The organism is Endozoicomonas sp. YOMI1 (genome assembly GCF_024606345.1).
In the GTDB taxonomy this organism is placed as follows: domain Bacteria; phylum Pseudomonadota; class Gammaproteobacteria; order Pseudomonadales; family Endozoicomonadaceae; genus Endozoicomonas.
Genome location: NZ_JAHHPM010000435.1, coordinates 20,963 through 41,016, shown reverse-complemented (window position 1 = coordinate 41,016; position 20,054 = coordinate 20,963). Strand labels below are relative to the sequence as shown.

The 20,054-nt window shown below is 48.0% G+C and carries 18 protein-coding genes; 6 read left to right on the top strand and 12 right to left on the bottom strand.

Translation table 11 applies throughout. From position 1 onward, the window contains the following. The 9 genes from KDK15_RS21550 to gloB form a co-directional block, all read right to left on the bottom strand. The coding region (locus KDK15_RS21550) for an RING finger domain-containing protein (protein WP_373691380.1) at window positions 1-184 on the bottom strand (184 nt) is incomplete at its 3' end. Between the two features lie 51 nt (window positions 185-235). Further along, window positions 236-1,864, bottom strand: a complete 1,629-nt coding sequence (locus KDK15_RS15455) for an ABC transporter ATP-binding protein (protein ID WP_257296284.1) — start codon at window positions 1,862-1,864, stop codon at window positions 236-238. Between the two features lie 28 nt (window positions 1,865-1,892). Then, a complete protein-coding gene (locus KDK15_RS15450) occupies window positions 1,893-2,918 on the bottom strand; it encodes an ABC transporter permease (RefSeq protein WP_257296283.1) in 1,026 nt (341 codons plus the stop codon). Between the two features lie 6 nt (window positions 2,919-2,924). Further along, a complete protein-coding gene (locus KDK15_RS15445) occupies window positions 2,925-4,013 on the bottom strand; it encodes a microcin C ABC transporter permease YejB (RefSeq protein ID WP_257296282.1) in 1,089 nt (362 codons plus the stop codon). 12 nt (window positions 4,014-4,025) lie between these two features. Beyond that, window positions 4,026-6,011 (bottom strand): extracellular solute-binding protein, encoded by a 1,986-nt coding sequence (locus KDK15_RS15440; protein ID WP_257296281.1) that lies wholly within the window; start codon window positions 6,009-6,011, stop codon window positions 4,026-4,028. Window positions 6,012-6,149: 138 nt separating this feature from the next. After that, the gene (locus tag KDK15_RS15435) at window positions 6,150-7,952 is read right to left on the bottom strand and encodes an extracellular solute-binding protein (protein ID WP_257296280.1); all 1,803 of its coding nucleotides are present in this window, start codon (window positions 7,950-7,952) and stop codon (window positions 6,150-6,152) included. Between the two features lie 24 nt (window positions 7,953-7,976). Further along, a complete protein-coding gene (locus KDK15_RS15430) occupies window positions 7,977-9,932 on the bottom strand; it encodes an extracellular solute-binding protein (RefSeq protein ID WP_257296279.1) in 1,956 nt (651 codons plus the stop codon). A 125-nt stretch (window positions 9,933-10,057) separates the two neighbouring features. After that, window positions 10,058-11,683, bottom strand: coding sequence for a LysM peptidoglycan-binding domain-containing protein (locus tag KDK15_RS15425; protein ID WP_257296278.1), 1,626 nt, complete (start codon window positions 11,681-11,683; stop codon window positions 10,058-10,060). 42 nt (window positions 11,684-11,725) lie between these two features. After that, window positions 11,726-12,508, bottom strand: coding sequence for a hydroxyacylglutathione hydrolase (gloB, locus tag KDK15_RS15420; RefSeq protein WP_257296277.1), 783 nt, complete (start codon window positions 12,506-12,508; stop codon window positions 11,726-11,728). A 261-nt stretch (window positions 12,509-12,769) separates the two neighbouring features. On the opposite strand from gloB, the gene KDK15_RS15415 reads away from it, so the two are divergent. Genes KDK15_RS15415 through nudC form a run of 4 tightly spaced genes read left to right on the top strand, consistent with a single transcriptional unit; the run spans window position 12,770 to window position 15,607 of the window. After that, entirely contained in the window at window positions 12,770-13,594 is an 825-nt protein-coding gene (locus tag KDK15_RS15415) for a class I SAM-dependent methyltransferase (RefSeq protein ID WP_257296276.1), read from the top strand. Beyond that, window positions 13,578-14,018 carry a ribonuclease HI gene (gene rnhA / locus KDK15_RS15410; RefSeq protein ID WP_257296275.1) on the top strand — a complete coding sequence of 147 codons (441 nt, stop codon included), beginning with the start codon at window positions 13,578-13,580 and terminating at the stop codon, window positions 14,016-14,018. The genes KDK15_RS15415 and rnhA overlap by 17 nt, the downstream gene beginning before the upstream one ends. 23 nt (window positions 14,019-14,041) lie before the next feature. Next, entirely contained in the window at window positions 14,042-14,761 is a 720-nt protein-coding gene (gene dnaQ / locus KDK15_RS15405) for a DNA polymerase III subunit epsilon (protein WP_257296274.1), read from the top strand. Between the two features lie 9 nt (window positions 14,762-14,770). Beyond that, on the top strand, window positions 14,771-15,607 hold the full coding sequence (nudC, locus tag KDK15_RS15400) for an NAD(+) diphosphatase (RefSeq protein ID WP_257296273.1): 837 nt from the start codon (window positions 14,771-14,773) through the stop codon (window positions 15,605-15,607). Between the two features lie 158 nt (window positions 15,608-15,765). On the opposite strand, the gene KDK15_RS15395 is transcribed toward nudC, so the two are convergent. Further along, complete coding sequence (locus KDK15_RS15395) at window positions 15,766-16,080, bottom strand: SCP2 sterol-binding domain-containing protein (RefSeq protein WP_257296272.1); 315 nt, start codon at window positions 16,078-16,080, stop codon at window positions 15,766-15,768. A gap of 223 nt (window positions 16,081-16,303) precedes the next feature. Here KDK15_RS15395 and sohB point away from each other — a divergent pair, with 223 nt between their 5' ends. Continuing rightward, complete coding sequence (sohB, locus tag KDK15_RS15390; RefSeq protein ID WP_257296271.1) at window positions 16,304-17,353, top strand: protease SohB; 1,050 nt, start codon at window positions 16,304-16,306, stop codon at window positions 17,351-17,353. A 109-nt stretch (window positions 17,354-17,462) separates the two neighbouring features. Here the strand turns inward: sohB and KDK15_RS15385 are convergent, their stop codons facing one another. Continuing rightward, window positions 17,463-17,921, bottom strand: coding sequence for a hypothetical protein (locus tag KDK15_RS15385; protein WP_257296270.1), 459 nt, complete (start codon window positions 17,919-17,921; stop codon window positions 17,463-17,465). A gap of 170 nt (window positions 17,922-18,091) precedes the next feature. On the opposite strand from KDK15_RS15385, the gene KDK15_RS15380 reads away from it, so the two are divergent. Further along, the gene (locus KDK15_RS15380; protein WP_257296269.1) at window positions 18,092-18,598 is read left to right on the top strand and encodes an OTU domain-containing protein; all 507 of its coding nucleotides are present in this window, start codon (window positions 18,092-18,094) and stop codon (window positions 18,596-18,598) included. A 216-nt stretch (window positions 18,599-18,814) separates the two neighbouring features. On the opposite strand, the gene KDK15_RS15375 is transcribed toward KDK15_RS15380, so the two are convergent. After that, complete coding sequence (locus KDK15_RS15375) at window positions 18,815-19,987, bottom strand: cation:proton antiporter (protein WP_257296285.1); 1,173 nt, start codon at window positions 19,985-19,987, stop codon at window positions 18,815-18,817. Between the last annotated feature and the right edge of the window lie 67 nt (window positions 19,988-20,054).

The window sequence follows — 20,054 nt, the reverse complement described above, 5'->3', positions numbered from 1 at the left end:
TTATCTGTTTTACTTCGTCATCAAATAATTGTTTTCTACATAACAGGCAGTTCTTCTGGCCAGTACTTTCTATCCATTTACGCATGCATGATCTACCAAAAGCATGTCCGCATGTTAGTTTGAAGGGCCTGCATTTTTGTGAATCCTGACATATTACACATCCAACACCGCAGGTGACATTCATATGAAAACCTCATTGTTTTACCTTCAGACATCTGTGTCTGGTTGTGGTTTCCTATGGATACCGGGAACTATGGGGAGCAGCACTCTGTTTCCGTGATTCAAAAGCAGCACTGATTAATTCTCGCGTATAGGCTTCTACAGGTTGATTAAAAATCTGTTGGGTATTTCCCTGTTCGACAATCTCTCCCCCCTGCATCACGATAATTCGATGACTCATGGCTTTAACCACCGCAAGGTCATGGCTGATAAAAATGTAACTGAGGTGGTATTTTTCCTGCAGGTTGCGCAATAAATCGATGATCTGTGATTGGACGGTTCTGTCCAGGGCCGACGTTGGCTCGTCCAGCACCATCAGTCTGGGTTTCAGCACCAGAGCCCTGGCAATGGCGATACGCTGGCGCTGGCCACCGGAAAACTCATGGGGGTAACGGTGGCGACACTCTGGGTCAAGGCCAACATCATCCAATGCAACTATGATCTGTTCATCACGATTTGCTTCAGTGGCCAGTTTATGAATATCAAGACCTTCACCAACAATATCAGCAACCGTCATGCGTGGGCTGAGACTGCCAAACGGATCCTGAAACACGATCTGCATTTCCCGTCGCAGTGGCCGGAACTGGTCCTGGTTCATAGTGTCGATACGTGTCTGTTCAAACGTTATCAGGCCTTCTGATGTCTGCAGCTTCAACAGTGCCATGCCCAGGGTTGTTTTACCGGAACCGGACTCACCAACAATGCCCAGTGTTTCGCCCTGGTGAATGGTGAGCGATAAATCAGTGACCGCCTTCACATAGCCCACGGTTTTCTTGAAAAAGCCTTTTTTGATGGGGAACCAGACTTTGATTTTTTCGCCAGTGATCAGGGGGGAGGGTTGTTGGTTCAGTGGTTCAGGTTCTCCGGCAGGTTCGGCATTGAGCAGGTCGATGGTGTAGGGGTGTTGGGGCGCTGTGAACACGGATTCCGTGACTCCCTGCTCAACAATCACACCGTCTTTCATCACGCAGATTCGATCCGAAACATGGCGTATCAGGTTAAGGTCATGACTGATAAACAGAATGGCCATACCCAGTTTCTGCTGAAGGTCTGCCAGCAGACTGAGAATTTGTCGTTGAACGGTTACATCCAGAGCGGTTGTTGGCTCATCGGCGATCAGCAGTGTTGGTTCACAGGCGAGGGCCATGGCAATCATTGCCCGTTGTCGCTGTCCACCGGACAGCTCATGGGGATAGGCCTTTAAACGATTTCTGGCATCACGGATACCCACCAGTTCCAGCAGTTCCAGTGCCTTTGCCGTTGCTTCTGTGTTTTGCAGGCCAAGGTGTATAGCCAATACTTCGCCTATCTGTTTTTCAATGGTATGCAGCGGATTGAGAGCCGTCATCGGCTCCTGAAAGATCATACTGATCTTGTGCCCACGAATTTTGCGCATTTGTGATTTGGAAAAATCCAGCAGGGCCTCATCGGCAAAAGCTATTTCGCCAGAACAATGGGCATTTTCTGGCAGAAGTTGCAGGATGCTCAGGGCAGTAATGGACTTGCCGGATCCGGACTCTCCAACCAGGCCAACGGTTTCTCCGGCATTGACAGAGAACGACACACCTTTAACGGCATCAACACTGTTCTCACCCTGTTGAAAACAAATCCTGAGATTGTTAATGGCCAATAATGGATTATCCATAAATGTTCGGTTCTCCAGTCGTAGCTCTTTAATAGTATTTTCTCGGATCCAACGCATCCCGGCACGCTTCACCAATAAACACCAGTAACGTCAGCATAATGGACATGACCAGAAATGCGGTAATACCCAGCCAGGGGGCCTGAAGGTTGTTTTTGCCCTGGGCAATCAACTCACCAAGGGAAGGGGAGCCAGCAGGCAGGCCGAAACCCAGGAAATCAAGAGAGGTCAGGGTAGTAATGGCTCCTGTCAGAATAAATGGCATAAAAGTGACTGTAGCAATCATGGCATTGGGTAAAATATGGCGGAACATCAGGCGCCCATTGGTCATCCCCAGGGCCCTGGCGGCCCGAACATACTCCAGGTTTCTGCCCCGGAGGAACTCGGCACGCACCACATCAACCAGTGCCATCCACTGGAACAACAGCATGATACCCAGCAGCCACCAGAAACCCGGCTCAACAAAACTGGCAAGGATGATCAACAGGTAGAGATTGGGCATGCCTGACCAGATCTCAATAAACCGCTGTCCGAATAAATCGATTTTGCCACCGTAAAAGCCCTGCAGAGCGCCAACCGCGACACCGATGATGGTACTGAAGAAGGTCAGTGCCAAACCAAAAAGTACCGAAATGCGGAAGCCGTAAATCACCCGTGCCAGCACATCACGTCCCTGGTCATCCGTACCCAGCCAGTTTTCAAGGGAAGGGTGGGCGGGCGCAATACGGGCGTAATTGATGGTGTCGTAACTGTAGCGAATGGGCGGCCAGAGCATCCATCCTTTGGGCTCGATCAGCTCTCTGGCGAATTCCTGTCGGTAGTCCATCTCCAGTTCAAACTCACCGCCAAAGGTGGTTTCCGGATAGGTAACAAAGGTGGGGAAATAGGGGCTGCCATCGTACCAGAGCAGCAGGGGTTTATCGTTAGCAACCACCTCTGCCAAAAGTGTTATGACGAAGAGAATGCTGAATATCCAGAGCGAAATATAACCCCGACGATTCTGCTTGAAATTCTGCCAGCGGCGCTGGTTGAGCGGATTAAGTTTGAACCTTGTCATTCCACGTCAGTCCCTGGCTTCGAAATCAATACGGGGGTCAACGGCGACATAGGTAAGATCGCCGAGGAGTTTGATCAGCATACCCAGCAGGGTAAAGATATAAAGAGAGCCAAAAACCACGGGATAATCCCGGTTGATGGCCGCTTCATAGCCAAGCAGACCAAGCCCATCCAGAGAAAAAATGATTTCAATCAGCAATGAGCTGGTAAACAGGATGCCAATTAACGCCGCAGGGAAGCCGGAAATCACCAGCAGCATGGCATTACGGAAGATATGGCCATACAGGACTTTACGGTCATCCAGCCCTTTGGCCCTTGCGGTTTGCACATACTGTTTATGGATTTCATCCAGAAATGAGTTTTTGGTCAGCATGGTCAGTGTGGCAAAGCCACTGATGACCATACAGATGATGGGCAGTATCATATGCCAGATATAGTCCCGGATCTGACCCATCAGACTTAATTCGTCGAAGTTGTCTGATACCAGCCCCCTCAGAGGGAAAACATTCCAGTAACTGCCTCCGGCAAACAGCACGATTAACAAAATGGCCAGAAGAAAGCTCGGAATCGCATAACCCGTGGTGATGACCGCGCTTGACCAGATATCGAAACGGCTGCCGTGCTTCAATGCCTTGCGAATACCCAGTGGAATGGAGATCAGGTAGATAATCAGGGTGCTCCAGAGGCCCAGTGAAATAGAAACCGGCAGTTTCTCTTTAATCAGGTCTACCACTTTGGCATCGCGGAAAAACGAGTCGCCAAAATCAAAGGTAAGGTAGTTTTTGATCATCTGCAGAAACCGCTCATGGGCTGGCTTATCAAAGCCATACAGTTGCTCGATATCTTTGATCAGTTCCGGATCAAGACCGCGGCGTCCGCGGTATTCACCACTCTCATCCAGGCTTATCTGCTGAATTTCGGCATTACCGGAGCCTCCGATTCGGCTGATGGCATTGACTTCGAAGCCCTCAAGTTTGGCAATCATCTGCTCCACCGGGCCGCCGGGGGCTGCCTGAATGATGACAAAGTTAACCAGCATAATCCCGAACAGGGTTGGGATCATCAGGGCAAGTCGTCGCAAAATGTAGCTGCTCATGGAGACTTCCTGTTAACGGTTCTTTCTGCGGCGATAAATCCAGATAAGAATAAGGCCCAACAATATCAGTCCTGAGTATAACCACGAACTGACGTTTTCAGTGTTACCGGCTGGTTCTTTGGCACTGCCATTGTTCCGGGATGACTTAGTTGTTGCATCCGGTTGACTGTCGATCCACCAGGTGTAAATGTCGGTGCTGTACAAAGGTTCTGATTCTGGCCTGATTAATCGGTTGGAGTGAGCGATTCGGTCATAAGGGTAGTACCACTGGGGAATCATATATTCTCCCCACAGCAGCACCCGGTCCAGTGCTTTTACTGCGGTAGTAAGCTCCTCTCTGCTGCTGGCATCAATCACATGGTCAATCATGGCATCCACTACCGGATCTTTGATCCCCATGTAGTTACGGCTCCCTTTGGTGTCTGCCGCTTTACTTCCCCAGAACCCCGTCTGTTCATTACCCGGAGAGGCCGATTGACCATAGCCGGCGACGATCATGTCATAGTCAAAATCACGAATACGGTTGATGTATTGGGAGATATCAACGGAGCGGATATTCAGTTCAATACCCATTTGCTCAAGATTTTTCCTGAAGGGCAGCGCCACCCGCTCAAGTGAGGGTTGAGCGAGCAGTAACTCAACCTCCAGGGGTTGACCATTTTTATCCACCAGCTTGTTGTTCTCAAGGCTCCAGCCTGCTTTTTTCAGTAGTGTCAGTGCTTTTTGCAGTTGCGGTCGGATATTGCCGGAACCATCGGTTACCGGAACGCTATAGGGCCTGGTAAAGAGTTCTGCCGGTAATTGATGGCGCCAGGGTTCAAGGAGTTTCAGTTCATCTCCTTCAGGAATGCCGGTCGCTTCCATGCCGGAATTACCAAAATAGCTCTTTGAACGGATGTAACTGTCATGGAACAGGTTGCGATTCAGCCATTCGAAATCCATGGCATAGCCCATGGCTTGTCGAACCAGGGGATCCTGCAGGAAGTCCCGTCGCAGGTTAAAAGCAAAGCCCTGGATAGGCGCAGGGTTTCGGGTAGGGATGGTGGCCAGAATCAGTTCGCCGTTGTGAACCGCGGGCACGTCATAGGCCGTGGCCCAGTTTTTGGCAATATTTTCATAGCGCAGGTCATATTCACCAGCTTTTAGTGCCTGAAGGGCAACATGCTCGTCCCGGTAGTAGTCGTAGCTGATCTCATCAAAATTATATCGGCCCCTGTTAACGGGTAAATCTTTGGCCCAGTAATCCTTGACCCGCTGATAGGCAATACTCCGGCCGCTATCAACACTCTTAACCTGATAGGGGCCACTGCCAAGTGGTATTTGCAGTGAGGCGGAGGAAAAATCATTTTCATCCAGTTCCCAGTGATGTTTAGGGAGCACAGGCAACTCTGACAGAATAAAAGGCAGTTCAGGGTTATTGTTATGTTTGAATGTGAATTTGACCCGACGATCAGCAAGAACGGTGACAGTGGCCACATCGGAATAGTAACTGCGATAGAAAGGGTGTCCCTGACGGGTCAGCAGTTCAAAGGTGTATTTCACATCGTCAGCAGTGATCCGTTGACCATCATGGAAACGGGCGTCGGTGTTCAGGTTAAAGGTAATGCTGCTGTTATCAGGGGCTTTTTCTGCGGACTCGGCTATGAGTGGATAGAGGGAGAAAGGCTCATCACGGCTCTGGGTCATCAATGTGTCATAAATAAGCCCGATACCGGTAACGGGGGTTCCTTTGTTGGTATACGGGTTGAGACTGTCAAAGGTACCACTGGCTGCCATACGAATACTGCCGCCTTTGGGGGCATCCGGATTGACATAATCAAAGTGCGTAAAGGGTTTGCTGCCGTATTTCGCTTCTCCGTGCAGCACCAGTGACGTTTTAGCGATGACATCGTGCTCTGACCCGGTTGTATTTTCAGAGGTGATGGCTGATGACAAGCTTGGGTAAGAGAGAGTAATCCCAAGGGTCAGCGCTGCAATTGTAAGATAACCAGAATTCATGACCATCATAAGCAACCGTTAGTGTTTAAAAATCTCTGCGCAGTCTTGTATATAAGTAATCGTTCTAATATAGACTGAACCATGGATGGTTGTTAAGTAGCAGTAATGCTTTGTCAGCATGTCTGCGCTGGACTCATATCAATATTCCCGCCACCAGGTACTCAAGCCATTGTCAAAAGGCGGGGCAAGTTCAGGGTGTTGCAATCCTGGCGAGTAAACCATCGGCCAATAGGGCAGATACCATTGAGGAATGACCGCGTAGTGCCAGAGTACAATCCGGTCAATGGCTCGGGTGTATAGAACCAGCTCTTCACGGGTTGTTGCCATGATGGCTTTATCAATCATACGGTCCAGCGACTTGAGCTTAATGCCGGAAAGGTTTTGTCCGGCGTCACTGTCAGCGCTGGCGCTGCTCCAGAAATTTTTCAACTCAGTACCTGGGGTATTGCCAGGGTAAAAGCCGTGAATGATCATATCAAAATCAAACTTGCGGATACGATTAATGTACTGCGAGGCGTCTACGGTATTGATACTGGCGGCAATACCCAGTTCATTGAGATTACGGACAAATGGAATAACAAAGCGCTCATGTTCGGGATCAGTCAGCAGAATTTCAAACTTCAGTGGTTGATCATGTTGATCAACAAGAGTTTTATTTTTATAGCTATAACCCGCTTCTTTCAGCCATTGGAAGGCCCGTGTCTTGTTTTTTCGCCAGTTGCCTGAACCGTCTGTCTGAACCGGCTCCCAGCGGGCAGTAAACAGCTCATCAGGAAGCTCATCCTGCCAGGGAGCCAGTAACGCTTTCTCTTTGTGAGAAGGTGGCTCATCAGCGGCAAGGTCTGAGTTAGAGAAAAGGCTATAGGCCTGATAGTACATCCCAAAAAAAAGGTGTTGATTCATCCAGTTGAAATCAAGCGCCTGTGATATGGCTTTTCTGACCTTTCGGCTCTGAAAAACCGGTTTTCTCAGATTGAATACAAACGCTCGCATGCCCAGACTTTTGTTATGTATTTTTTCCTGAATGAAAGTCGCCTTACCTGCCTTCGTTGGTTTATACGCTTGGGACCAGCTTCGGGGGTTGGCATCAATGCGGAGGTCGTACTCTCCTTTTTTAAAAGCCTCAAGGGCAATGCCATCATCCCGGTAGTAGTCGGTTCTGATGAGATCAAAATTATGTCGACCTTTGTTTACTGCCAGGTCAGCAGCCCAATAATCAGGAACACGTTCATAGGTGACAAAGCGTCCGGGGCTGAAGTCTTTTACCCGGTAAGGTCCACTGGACAGTGGGGGCTTCAGTGTCGCCTTGAACAGATCATGCTCTGGCTGTTGCCAGTAGTGCGCTGGCAGCACCCTGAGTTGAGAGAGTCGAAGAATCAGACTTTTGGCTGGTGGCTCAGAAAAACTGAAACGAACGGACGATGGAGATATTGCCTCAACATTATCAATGATCCCATAGAGGTGCCTGTAGTGAGGTGGACCTCGTTTCCTCAGTGATTGGAAGGTATAGACAACATCTTCTGAGGTGATGGCGTGTCCATCATGAAATCGGGCATTGGGATTCAGGTGGTATATGACCCACTGAAAATCATCCGGATACTCTATTTGCCGGGCTATCAGGCCATAAACTGAATAGGGCTCATCACCGGCCCTGACCATCAACGGGTCATAAAGAAAGTAGCTGCCATCTGCCCAGATGCCTTTTGGGGCAAAAGTATTAAAAGTATCAAAACTGCCGGAAACGCCTTTTCTCAGGATACCGCCTTTGGGAGCATTGGGGTTGGCATAGCCAAAGTGGGTAAAATTCTCTGGATATTGCAGCGAGTTATGAAAGCTCAGGCCATGAGCTATCGTCGAATTTCTATCTTCAGGGTTTGTGGAAGCATACACAGAGTAAATCAGACTGATGAAAAGAAATCCATTTTTCAAATAGTCAGTCATGTAGCGGGTTCCTTTCAATTAGCCTCACTTATCCGTTTCCTGGTACCACCAGGTACTCAAGTCCAGTGCATAGGGAGCAGGATTTTCCGGGTACTTCAGCTGCTTCTTATGGACTACCAGCCAGTGGGGCTGGTACCAGAGTGGCAGTACATAGTGATTCCAGAGAATGATTCTATCCATTGATTTGATCAGCGTTAGCAGTTCCTCCCGGGAGTTCGCCCGGGGTATTTTTTCAATCAGGCTATCAATGGATTTAAGCTTGATACCCGCAATATTTCTGGAGCCGTGCTGGTCAACGGTACTTGAACCCCATAAGCTGGCCTGTTCTGTACCGGGTGAGGGCGTGTGGGGAAAGGTGTACAGAACCATATCAAAGTCCTGGTTTCTGACTCTTTCCACATATTGGGCAGCGTCTACGGTTCTTATATTAAGCCTGACCCCCATGCTTTCCAGTGCCTTTTGTACTGGAATAAAGATCCGTTCATCTTCAGAAGAAGATAACAGGATTTCAAGCTCCAGCGGTTTGCCGTTGTGGTTCACCAACTGGTTATTGTTGATGGTCCAGCCGCTCTGCTTTAACAGTGACAGCGCTTTTCTTTTGCGGTCCCGGCGAGTCATCCCCGGCTGATCCCCCGGTGGAATCCATGCCTGATCCAATGCTTGTTCCGGAATTTCATTTTTCCATGCTGAGAGCAGCTCTTTTTCCTGTTCTAAGGGTTTTCCCGAAGCCCCCAGTTCCGTCCCGGCAAAAACGCTGTCTGCCCTATGGTACATACCATGGAATAAGTGTCGATTGATCCAGTCAAATTCGATGGCGTATCCCAGCGCTTCTCTGACCCCCGGATCCGATAGAAATGCTCTTCTTGAGTTGTAGGTGATGGTTAAAGTCTGGGGGTTATGATTGCTTAAAGATGTGCGAATCAATTGGTTTTTTGTCAGTGATTCATCCCGTATCTGGTCATGCCAGACGCGAGGGTCGCTGACGGTCTTTAGATCGTATTCTCCTTTCTGCAGTGCTTCCAAAAGGGCATGGCTGTTTCGATAATACTCGTAATGAATGCGATCAAAATTGTGCCTTCCCCGGTTAACGGGCAGATCTTTACCCCAGTAGTTTTCGACCCTGGCAAACGTTATTGACCGTCCTGGCTCTATTTTCACAGGTTTGTAGGGGCCACTGCTGACAGGAATCTCCATACCGGGAGAAGAGAAGTCACGTTCTGCCCAATAGTGTTTGGGAAGAATTGGCATTTGCCCCAGAATTAATGGCAGTTCCCGGTTATTGCTGTGCCTGAAAACAAAAAGCACTCTGTGGTTGCTGGTGACTTCTACCTTCTCGACATCTTGATAGAACTGCTTATAAAACGTTGAGCCTTTTTCCCGGAGCAGGTCGAAGCTGAACTTAACATCATCAGCGGTGACCGGTTGACCATCATGGAATCTGGCCGCAGGGTTTATGTAAAAGGCTGCCCAGGTATTATCAGGAGCAAGTTCAATCCGCTCGGCAATCAGGCCATATTTGGTCAGGGGTTCATCCCAGGATCTGGCCAGTAGCGTGTCATACATCATATGGCTGCCAGCCGCTGATGTGCCACGATCAATATAGGGGACAAGGCTGTCAAAATGACCAGTAACGCCCTGTTTCAGCTCACCACCTTTTGGTGCACCGGGATTAACATAGTTAAAATGCGTGAAGCTCTCAGCATATCTGGGCTCACCATAAAGACTGATGGCGTGCCTTAACCTGATGTTCTGGCCTTCTGTCTCTTCTGCAGCAGATAGCAATGGACTGATACTGTTCAGCAAGGCACAGATGATCAGCGGTGTTGTTAATCTGAAGACGGTAAATCCCATAGCCGTAATCTCAATGTCTGTTGTTAAAGACTTATCGACTTTCCCTGTTGTTTTGTTCAGCCGATCAGGTGTTAAAACTAAATCCTTATAGGTCAGGGCGTGTTGCCGGGTTATGGTCATCCTGTGCATACAGATTGTTGCAGAAAAAACTGCAGGAAAATAACAATACTTATTTTTGGGAGGTATGATCAAAGGTCAGGACCTTCCCGCAGAAAAGCTATCAGGATAGCATCTGCCGGGAAGGCGGGGGGGAGTTAGAAGCTGCGGGTTACATTGACAAATAATGTGACCTGTTGGCCGGGGTGAATGAATTTGCCACTCATATCGCTATTCCAATCCCTGATTTGGGCGACATTTACATTAAACTGTGAGGCAATTTTGGCCAGGGAGTCACCGGAACGAACTTTGTACTGTACCTTTCTTACAACAGCATTTTGTGAACCCTGTTTCTTCCAGACCACCAGCTTCTGATTAATTCGCAGAGTATCTTTGGGAGACATATTGTTCCAACGAGCCAGCTCGTTAACACCAACATCGTACTTTTGGGCAATCGTCCAGAAGCTGTCGCCAGACTTTACCAGATACTCAACTTTGTAACGGCCATTCACAGAAAGATCTTGTTTTGCTGCCTGGCGTTGGCTGGCACTGAGAGTGTAACTTTCTGCCGTTTTCGCGGCTACCGGGATCATCAAGCCCTGACCAATACGAATAATGGTGCTGCTGAGTTTATTGGCCTCAGTAATGACATTGACACTGGTCCGGTATTTCATGGCAATGGTACTCAGGGTGTCACCGGAAGTTACTGTGTGGCGATCCCATTTTACCCGTTTTTCCGGCGGCAGGCTTGCCAGTTGAGTTCGGAAATGTTCAGCATGAGTGACTGGTACTACCAAGTGGTGAGGGCCCTCGGGTGGCGTTGACCAGCGGTTCAGCCCGGGATTCAGCCGATAGAGTTCTTCCAGTTCGACCCCTGACAGTTTGGCTGCCTTGGCCATATCCAGCTGACCACTGGTATCTACCTTGGCGAAATAGGGCTTATTGGGGATTTTGTTCAACTGGACGCCATGTTTGGATGGATTTCGAACCACTTTTCCAAGGGCAATCAGTTTTGGCACATAGGCAGTGGTTTCACTGGGAAGATCCAGTGCCCAGAAACGGGTAGATTTACCGAGTTTTTTGTTCTTTCGAACAGCCCGTTGTACCCGGCCGGGGCCAGAGTTAAATGCTGCCAATGCCAGTTCCCAGTCACCAAACCGATTGTACAGGCTTTGCATATAGTCCAGTGCTGCACGGGTAGAATGTACAACATCCCTGCGACCGTCATACCACCAGTTCTGATCGAGGCCGTAGTGTTTACCCGTTGTCGGCATAAACTGCCAAAGCCCTGAAGCACCTGCATGAGAGTAGGCGAAAGGATCGAAGCTACTCTCTACAATGGGCATCAGTGCCAGTTCCAGGGGAACATTTCTCGCTTCAGCTTCTTTGACAATGAAATAGAGGTAGGGCTCTGAACGTTTGGAAATTTGGCTGAAATAAGACTTATGACGTTTATACCAGTTCAGTTCCGCCTGAATACGAGGGTTATTTTGGTCAAGACCCATTGCTAGGCCTGACCGAATGCGAATCCACAGGTCGTCGATTACCACCGGTTCTTTTTTTACGGGCGTTATCTTCTCCGGTGTTTTTACCTCCACTTTTTCCACAGAAGGCTTTTCAACAAAAGGCTTTGTTTCTTTCTTGACAGTTGATGCCGAAGATGAGGGAGAGGTACTCATCAGCTGACAACCAGTCAGAAACAGCGAAAAGGCCAGCGTTGGCAGAGTTCGTCGGGGTGAGCCAAAAATAAATCGCTGGCCTGTTAAGTCGGGGGTTTTGGTCATATATTGGGTTCTGAGTATTATCAGTTCATTATTTTACTACTATCAAAAATTATCCTTCCATGCTCGAATTACCCTTAGAACGTCAACGGGGCTGGCACTTGAGGACGGATCCCTGTCAGAGGCGGCTTGAATGACTTCCGGCTGGTCTGATCTCAGGAACGGATTTGTGTCCAATTCCTTTCTCAGGGTTGAGGGCACGGTAGGCCGGTTTTCAGAGCGTAACTCAGCAACTAGCATAACTTGTTCCTGTAGCTTCTGGTTATTTGGCTCCACTGCCCGGGCAAATGTCAGATTTGCCTGAGTGTATTCATGGGCACAGTAAATCCGTGTATTGCCAGGAAGTGAAGCCAGACGGGACAGACTGCGGTACATCTGTTCTGCCGTCCCTTCAAATAATCGGCCGCAACCACCAATAAATAGAGTGTCTCCACAAAAAAGCGCTGGATTTTCTTCGTCGCCGGAATCGGTGAAGTAGGCAATATGGTCCAGTGTGTGACCAGGAGTGGCCAGAACTTTAAACTGGCAGGCGCGGAGCTCAACCCTATCATTATCACGCAAAGGGCGAGTGATTCCCTTAATGCTCGGGTTATCAGGACCGTAAACCGGAATATTTCTGTTGCTGGTCAGTTCAGCGACTCCGCCAGTATGATCAAAGTGGTGGTGGGTAATGAGAATGCCCGCCAGATTGAGTCCATGATGGTTCAGTACCTGTTCAACTGGCCTGGCATCACCGGGATCAACCACGAAAACATCCCGGCTATCCGGCGAATGAAACATCCAGATGTAGTTGTCATTAAATGCGGGTATCGGAGATATAATTAACATCGGCTTGAATGTCCTTTCTGTCACCCCTGTGACCGTCATTGATGCGGCTGCACAGGGAAGATTAGCTTTGAGCCTGCAATGGGCTATGAGGTTGTCCGGGTGATGATGTTATAGCCGACATCCGCTGATATCATAGAATAATATTTTCTGTATAAACTCAATCATAAGGAGGTTAACATGAAGAGGCCTGATGATGAAAAGTGTCTGAGACCAGTTCAGGTGTGAAACAAGTATTGACTGTTTATTGGTACAATAATTTGCATGATTCGACGATTTCGGAAAAGGACCAAAAGCAGTTTCTCTGACCGCATTGGAGGCTTGCGCCGCTGGCTGGATACCGACTCAGGACGGTTACTGGTTGACTATGAAAAAAGCCTGCTGGAACGAGAGTTAGGTACCATCTTTGGTTTCCATGCGGGGCAATACTCTGCATCCTGGCATCAGGATCTGATGTTCAGCAGCCCGGTAAGAAGACAGTTTATCCTCGGTTCCAGCTATCTTGCCGATTGCCCGAGACCACAGGTGATGGCTGATCCACATTACTGGCCAGTTTCACCGGGAAGCCTTGATCTTGTTCTGTTGCAACACACACTGGAAATTGTGGACAGTCCGCATCGTTTGCTCAGTGAGGCGGCGAATACCATTATACCCGATGGCAAGCTGATTATTATTGGCTTCAACCCCTACAGTATGACCAATATTGCCCGGTGGTGTGTACCAATCCAGCGTCGTCTTCTCAGGGATGCGCATTTTATTTCGCCGTCAAGGTTGAAAGACTGGCTTGCTCTGCTCAATTTCAGTGTGGAGCGAATCGTATATGGTGGCTATGTACAACCGCTGAAACGTTTCTTTACCGGGTTGCGTGGTGATCTGATCGAAGAAAGGCTGGAACAACTTCAGCTACCGGTCGGTGGCTTTTACATGATGATTGCCACCCGCGAAACCCGCGGGCTAACACCAGTAAGAAAGGTGTGGTCCGATGTGCGCAGGGGTTTTGTCGGTCAGCCATTGACCCGCCCCAGTGCTGGTAGAACCAGTTCCGTGAAAATAAACAAAGACTGGAGTTCTTTTGAGTCAGACAGTTGAAATTTTTACCGATGGTGCCTGTAAAGGAAACCCCGGGCCTGGTGGCTGGGGTGTGTTACTTCGATACGGCACTGTAGAGAAAGAGCTTTTTGGCGGTGAGCCTGAAACCACCAATAACCGGATGGAACTTATGGCTGCGATAGAAGGGCTCAAGGCTCTGAAACGGCCCTGTTCAATTATTCTTACTACCGACTCCCAGTATGTCCGTAAAGGAATCACCGAATGGATGACCGGGTGGAAACGGAAAAACTGGAAAACATCGACCGGTAAGCCAGTCAAGAATCAGGATCTCTGGCAACTGCTGGATCAACAGAGTCAACGACACGATATCGACTGGCGATGGATTAAAGGTCATGCCGGTCATCGGGAAAATGAAATTGCTGACCAGCTGGCCTGTAAGGGCGCGGAAGCTTTCAAAAAGTAGCCAATATTTGAGAACAGTTAACTATGCGACAGATAATTCTTGATACAGAAACCACCGGTATTGACCCTAAGCAAGGGCACAGAGTCATTGAAATAGGCTGTGTGGAGATGATTGAGCGGAAGCTCACCGGCAACCATTACCATGTCTATATCAACCCGCAGCGGGTGGTAGAGCAGGAAGCCATTGAAGTTCACGGTATTACCAATGAGTTTCTGGCAGATAAGCCGGTTTTCAGTGCCATTGCAGATGAATTTCTCGAATTTATTCGCGGAGCAGAGCTGGTTATTCATAATGCAGCGTTTGATGTTGGTTTTATCAACCACGAGTTTTCCCTGTTACGCCGGGGTTTCCCCAATGTAGAAGGTTGTTGTGGTGTACTTGATACTCTGGCACTTGCCAGGAAAAAACATCCAGGCCAGAAAAATAACCTGGATGCTTTATGTAAGCGGTACTTCATTGATAACTCTTCCCGGACCCTGCATGGCGCGTTGTTAGATTCTGAGATTCTGGCGGAAGTCTACCTTGCCATGACCGGGGGGCAGACGGCACTTTCCCTGGGAAGCAGTGATGCTGATAGCGCTGGTGATTCGGAAGAGGGCGGTAGTACTATCCGGCGACTGGCTGCTGGCAGACCTGCAATTCGAGTCATCTCTGTCAGTGATATTGAGTTGCAAAATCATCAAAATAAGCTGGAACAGATTCAAAAACAGTCGGGCAACTGCCTGTGGCTTGCTAACCATTAGGAGGCTGCTTTGCCGCTGGATCATGATCTTACCGATGTATTTGATGTCAACTATTCGCCTTTGCAAGGCCTGCAACCTGAACTGAGGGGCCAGTGCTGGCTGGTAATGTTTGAAGGGCAGGTTGTTTTGAATGACGAAAGCACCGGAGAAAATTTTCTCTGGTACAGTCTCGATAAGTTTCAACTGGCAATCAAACAAGAGGTGATAGTCACCGGCTATCTTCATGGCATGGTAGTAGGGATTGTTGAACTCTCAAGTCTTACCACTAAAACAGGTAGTACTATAAGTATCAGGGCCTTACTGTCTGAGTCAGACTCTACGATTTATAGTTTCCTTAGTCATGGCCTGCAAATCCTGACTTCACGGAGAGAACAGGCCTTTTGTGGCTGTTGTGGTCATCAGATGCAGGAAAAAGTCGGAGAATGGGCAATGGCTTGCGCTCAATGTGGGCACCATGCTTACCCCAGGATTTCTCCCTGTGTCATTGTTCTGGTGACGCGGGGAGATGAAATGCTCCTGGTTCGACATCATCGCCATGGTAAAGAATCAACCATGCATACGCTGGTGGCGGGTTTTGTTGAGCCCGGAGAAAGTGCTGAAGGGGCTGTGCATCGTGAGGTACTGGAGGAAACAGGCCTCACATTGGGTAAACTCCATTACTGTTTCAGTCAGAGCTGGCCTTTTCCCCATTCATTGATGATGGGGTTTCATGGGGAATACAAAAGTGGTGAACTTGTTCTCGAAGAAAAGGAACTCTGCTTTGGCGGATGGTTTCAGCGAGATAATCCACCAGACCTGCCACCGGGATTTACCATAGCCAGAAAGCTGGTGGATATTTTTATATGATATTATCCAATCATATTTATTTGCTTGTAACATCATAATTAGAGACCTTTCACAACTATGAAAACTCATGAATATAAAAGAGCCAGCTCTGAAACTATCCAGGACTGGCTTTTTAGGATGATTTGGCTTGAAGCAATTATTCAATAAATAGTCGTCTATTAATTGGGGAAGAGGGCACCAAGCTTGGTAGCCAGCATCATATTTCCTTCAGCACGCAACTTACCCATCATAAATGCCTGCATGCCATCAATTTCTCCGGACATTACGCCAGCCATGGTTTCACTGTCCATAATCAGTGTTACGCTTGGATCGTCATGAGCACCAGCAACGATATCCAGGCTCCCATCTTTAATGATCAGATGATAGGTGTCAGCATCTTCAATATCAAACTGGAAAATCTCATCAATGCCCGCAGCTGCATCTGAATCAAAGCGGGTTTTCATGGACTCAATGATTTCGGCAGGAGTGCTCATAGTCTCTTAATCCTTCTTCTAAACATTAAGCATTTCTGATTAAACAAAGCGAATGTTATGAGCATTGGCCGAATGTGTCAATGAAATTCAAACGCTTGTATGAATGCCTGGCGGTAACATTTTCCTGTGCCCATCACTTTTTATAGTCCCCAGCAATGATAAATCAGTTATCATATAGGCAATTTTGATATTGAAACTTACAAGCCTTTTTAAGGAGGTCCCTTTGGAGTATCTGGCAGACTTTATTTTGTTTCTGGCCAAAACTGTCACCCTGATTGGCGGTGTGGTGGTTTTAGTGGCTCTGTTGACAACAATTGGCCAAAAAGCCAGAAAAATGCATAAGGGACACCTTGAGATTACTCACCTTAATGAACACTATGAGCACCTTCAGGCGGATTTGAAGCATGCATTGCTGGATAAGGCTGAGCTGAAAAAAGAAGCCAAAAAGCAGAAAGAGAAGGCGAAACTAGAGAATAAAGCCAGAAAAAATGAAGAGTGTGAGGAAAAGGGAAAACCAAGAGTTTTCATCCTGAATTTTCATGGCGATATTAAAGCTTCAGCGGTCAAATCTCTGAGGGAAGAGATTACGGCAGTTCTTTCTCTGGCTGATAAAGAGCGAGACGAAGTGGTTATCCGGCTGGAAAGTGGTGGTGGTCTGGTTCATTCCTATGGTTTAGCTGCATCCCAACTGAAGCGAATCCGTGATAAAGGGGTTAAGTTGACGGTCACCGTCGATAAAGTTGCTGCCAGTGGTGGCTATATGATGGCTTGTGTAGCCAATCATATTGTCGCAGCACCTTTTGCGGTGCTGGGCTCTATTGGCGTAATGGCGCAGTTGCCCAATGTTCACCGTCTTTTGAAAAAGCATGATGTCGATATTGAGTTACACACTGCCGGTGAGTTCAAGCGCACTTTGACGGTTCTTGGGCAAAATACTGAAAAAGGACGTCAGAAATTTATCCAGGATATGGAAGATACACACCTACTGTTCAAGGATTTTGTAAAGAGCGAGCGGGAAGTTGTTGATATTAATCAGGTCTCGACGGGTGAAATCTGGTATGGTCAGAAAGCCCTGACGCTCAAGCTTATTGATGAGATCAGCACCAGTGATGAGTATATCTACCGGAGGGTCGATGAGGCTGTTCTGGTACAGGTTGAGTATGTGATGAAGAAAGGTGTTGCCGACAAACTGGGTTTAGCAGCTGAGTCAGCCCTGGATAACGCCTTAATGAAGTGGTGGGGGCGATTTAACACCAGTCGCTTCTTTTCTTAACAGCTCTTATCGCTCTATTTTCGTACGGTATTCGTGATTTTTGCTTTTATCTGAACCGGCTCTTTTTGAACTATAGAGCCAAATAGTAGTCAAATGATTAACTATTTATTCAGACAGGCACAAATAATGAACTCTGTTGGGGCATCAGTAGCGGCTGGTTACCATCATAGCCAGCCAAATAATGAAAATAACGTTGGTCAGACGAAGCATTGGACACAGTCCCGAACCGTTCGGGCGGTAGCGGGTATAGCCGTGTTAGCCTTAGGGGGGCTTGCGGGTCTGGCTGTCTCTTATTTTGCCAGTCCCTTTGCTGCGATTGTTGTTGCAGGTGCCGTTGCTGTTGTGCTTGGCGTGGGTTTGATTGGGTATTTTTACCATCATAGTAAAAGTTGTACTGCAACACTATCAGATGCTCAAACGCCTGCGTCGATCCAACAACCACCAGTCTCTTCCTTTTTAGGTTCCCAGTCTGTTCAGCCACCTCCATACACTCCTTATTATGAGCCACCAGCACCTCCGCCGTATTCTCCTTATGCAGCAGATTCTGTTCCAGCAAAGATTGCGACACCCCGTGCTCCTGCAGTTAGCTTAAATACCGCCCCTTCAGATCCTCCTCCGGCTTACACTCCCTTTGCGACTCCTTCATCAGACGTAACAGCACCCGCTGATCTGCCGCCAAAATATACAGATTCACTCGTAGAAAAGTTTATAAGTGGCCAGGAGAGTCGTGCGGACAGGATGCTGCAGCCATATGCACTGGATCTTTACAAAAGTTGTCGTAATGGCAACTGCTATTTTGACTCAGTTATCAATCAATGTCCTGCAGGCTCAAACTGGACCATTAAGAATCTACGGCGCCGGGTCTATCAGGTAGCCCGGCAATGGTGTACTGACTATGCCCCTAATTATGACCCTTCCATTCACTCATCTGAAAATGATTTGTATGGGCGTTTAATGTTTCAAAATGGCCTGAAAGCCTTAAAAAAAGATAAAGAATGGGTTGATGCTACGGATTCGGTGTTTACTGCCAAAGTACTTAATACTCCAATTGTTGTTCTGAATATCAACGGAGGTGTTGCCCATGCCTTTGATGCTGAAGGGCGGTTTATGAATGACGTTATTAATACCTCCAGAGACCTTGGATATTACAGGACTGTTTTAAATGACCGCTTCATACTGCTGATTTTTGATACCAATCATTTCATGGGAGTACGTCGGATAAGCCAGGAGGCTGTCCGAGATTAGCGCCCGTCTAGGGGATTCCGTAGCGAGGATGGCAGAAAATTGAAGATAAAAATTCGGTTTTGTGAGGTGAGTAGTGGGGCTATTTACCGAGCAAAAGCGAATTTTTAGACCAATTTGCTGCCGCCGCAGTAGGGCAGTCTATTCTCGGACAGCCTCCTGGCATGTGCTGGATGCAACCAGTTTTCCATGGGTGTCTTCCCCCACCCTGAAAAAGCCTCAGTCTCTTCTTAACCGTTCTGACAAAGCGATGGGTGATTCAAAGCGGAATACGACGATATAGGAAGATACCAGCAGTGAGAGTATCGCTGTTGCCTGGATAATATGCGCTGAAATTTCGCCAATCAGATTTTGCCCGCTGGCAAAAGCGGCTATCAGTATTGAAAACTCACTGGTCTGACCTAATCGAAAGCCGACTTCCCAAGCTGTAGACCGATTTTCACTGACCTTGCGCAGCAGAAAACCAAAAACCAACGGCTTGATCAGGATAACGGCCCCTGTCATGACCATTGCCGGGAAAAGTACCTGGCTAAGCAAGTCAAGATTGAAACTGGCACCGATAGAAAAGAAGAACAGAATCAGGAAAAAGTCTCTTAACGGTTTAAGATTGATGGCTATATATTGGGCGATTGGACTGGTGGCAATACTGATTCCGGCAATAAAGGCACCAATTTCATAGGAGAGGTTTAAGCTGTGCGCTAACTCTGCAAAACCAAGACACCAGCCCAGGGCCATCAAAAACAGATATTCATGAAAACGGTCAAAGCGGACCATCAAAGGCAGCAGCAGGTATTTGACCAGCATAATAGCGGTGAAGATCAATGCTGGCAGAGCAATAAATGCCATGATCAGTTCGTTGTAGTTGGCGCTGTGTGATGGATTCAGATTGTAAAGCAGCAGGAGTGCAATAATGGCCATCAAATCCTGCAGAAGCAGCAGGCTGACCATGATCTCACCGGTATGCCTGTGATGCAGCACGGTCGTTGGCAAGAGCTTTATGCCAATGATCGTGCTGGAAAACATCATGGTTGCACCAATGATGATAGCCTCATTCTGTGGCAGACCAAATGTCAGCCCAATTCCATAGCCAGTCAAGGCAAAGAGAAATGAACTTAGTAGACCTACAGTAGCCGTTTTCCTGAGCAGATGGGCAAGATGGCTTGGCTGCATGTCCAACCCAAGAAGAAACAGCAAAAAGATGATGCCAACATGGGCAATATCATTAAGCAGGTTGGTGTCATTAACCACTTCCAGTCCAAACGGACCGAGTATGGCACCAAGGGCAATGTAGGCTACCAGCAGGGGCTGACGGGTGAATAAGGCACCAGTAGCGAGAATCGCTGCCCCAGTGAAAATAAGAAAAAAAGAGAAGAGCAGGGAACCGCTTTCCATCATTCAGGCTCATTCTTGGATTATTTATGGAAAGAACAGTATAACCAACAGTTAGGTTTTCGTGCAG

What these genes read in the sequence shown, in the direction of transcription:
- KDK15_RS15415 (WP_257296276.1), top strand. Translation starts at nt 12,770, where the DNA reads ATGATTCGACGATTTCGGAAAAGGACCAAAAGCAGTTTCTCTGACCGC.
- KDK15_RS15455 (WP_257296284.1), bottom strand. Translation starts at nt 1,864, where the DNA reads ATGGATAATCCATTATTGGCCATTAACAATCTCAGGATTTGTTTTCAA.
- KDK15_RS15380 (WP_257296269.1), top strand. Translation starts at nt 18,092, where the DNA reads ATGCTGCAGCCATATGCACTGGATCTTTACAAAAGTTGTCGTAATGGC.
- KDK15_RS15435 (WP_257296280.1), bottom strand. Translation starts at nt 7,952, where the DNA reads ATGACTGACTATTTGAAAAATGGATTTCTTTTCATCAGTCTGATTTAC.
- dnaQ (WP_257296274.1), top strand. Translation starts at nt 14,042, where the DNA reads ATGCGACAGATAATTCTTGATACAGAAACCACCGGTATTGACCCTAAG.
- KDK15_RS15445 (WP_257296282.1), bottom strand. Translation starts at nt 4,013, where the DNA reads ATGAGCAGCTACATTTTGCGACGACTTGCCCTGATGATCCCAACCCTG.
- KDK15_RS15440 (WP_257296281.1), bottom strand. Translation starts at nt 6,011, where the DNA reads ATGAATTCTGGTTATCTTACAATTGCAGCGCTGACCCTTGGGATTACT.
- KDK15_RS15430 (WP_257296279.1), bottom strand. Translation starts at nt 9,932, where the DNA reads ATGCACAGGATGACCATAACCCGGCAACACGCCCTGACCTATAAGGAT.
- KDK15_RS15450 (WP_257296283.1), bottom strand. Translation starts at nt 2,918, where the DNA reads ATGACAAGGTTCAAACTTAATCCGCTCAACCAGCGCCGCTGGCAGAAT.
- KDK15_RS15425 (WP_257296278.1), bottom strand. Translation starts at nt 11,683, where the DNA reads ATGACCAAAACCCCCGACTTAACAGGCCAGCGATTTATTTTTGGCTCA.
- gloB (WP_257296277.1), bottom strand. Translation starts at nt 12,508, where the DNA reads ATGTTAATTATATCTCCGATACCCGCATTTAATGACAACTACATCTGG.
- KDK15_RS15395 (WP_257296272.1), bottom strand. Translation starts at nt 16,080, where the DNA reads ATGAGCACTCCTGCCGAAATCATTGAGTCCATGAAAACCCGCTTTGAT.
- KDK15_RS15375 (WP_257296285.1), bottom strand. Translation starts at nt 19,987, where the DNA reads ATGGAAAGCGGTTCCCTGCTCTTCTCTTTTTTTCTTATTTTCACTGGG.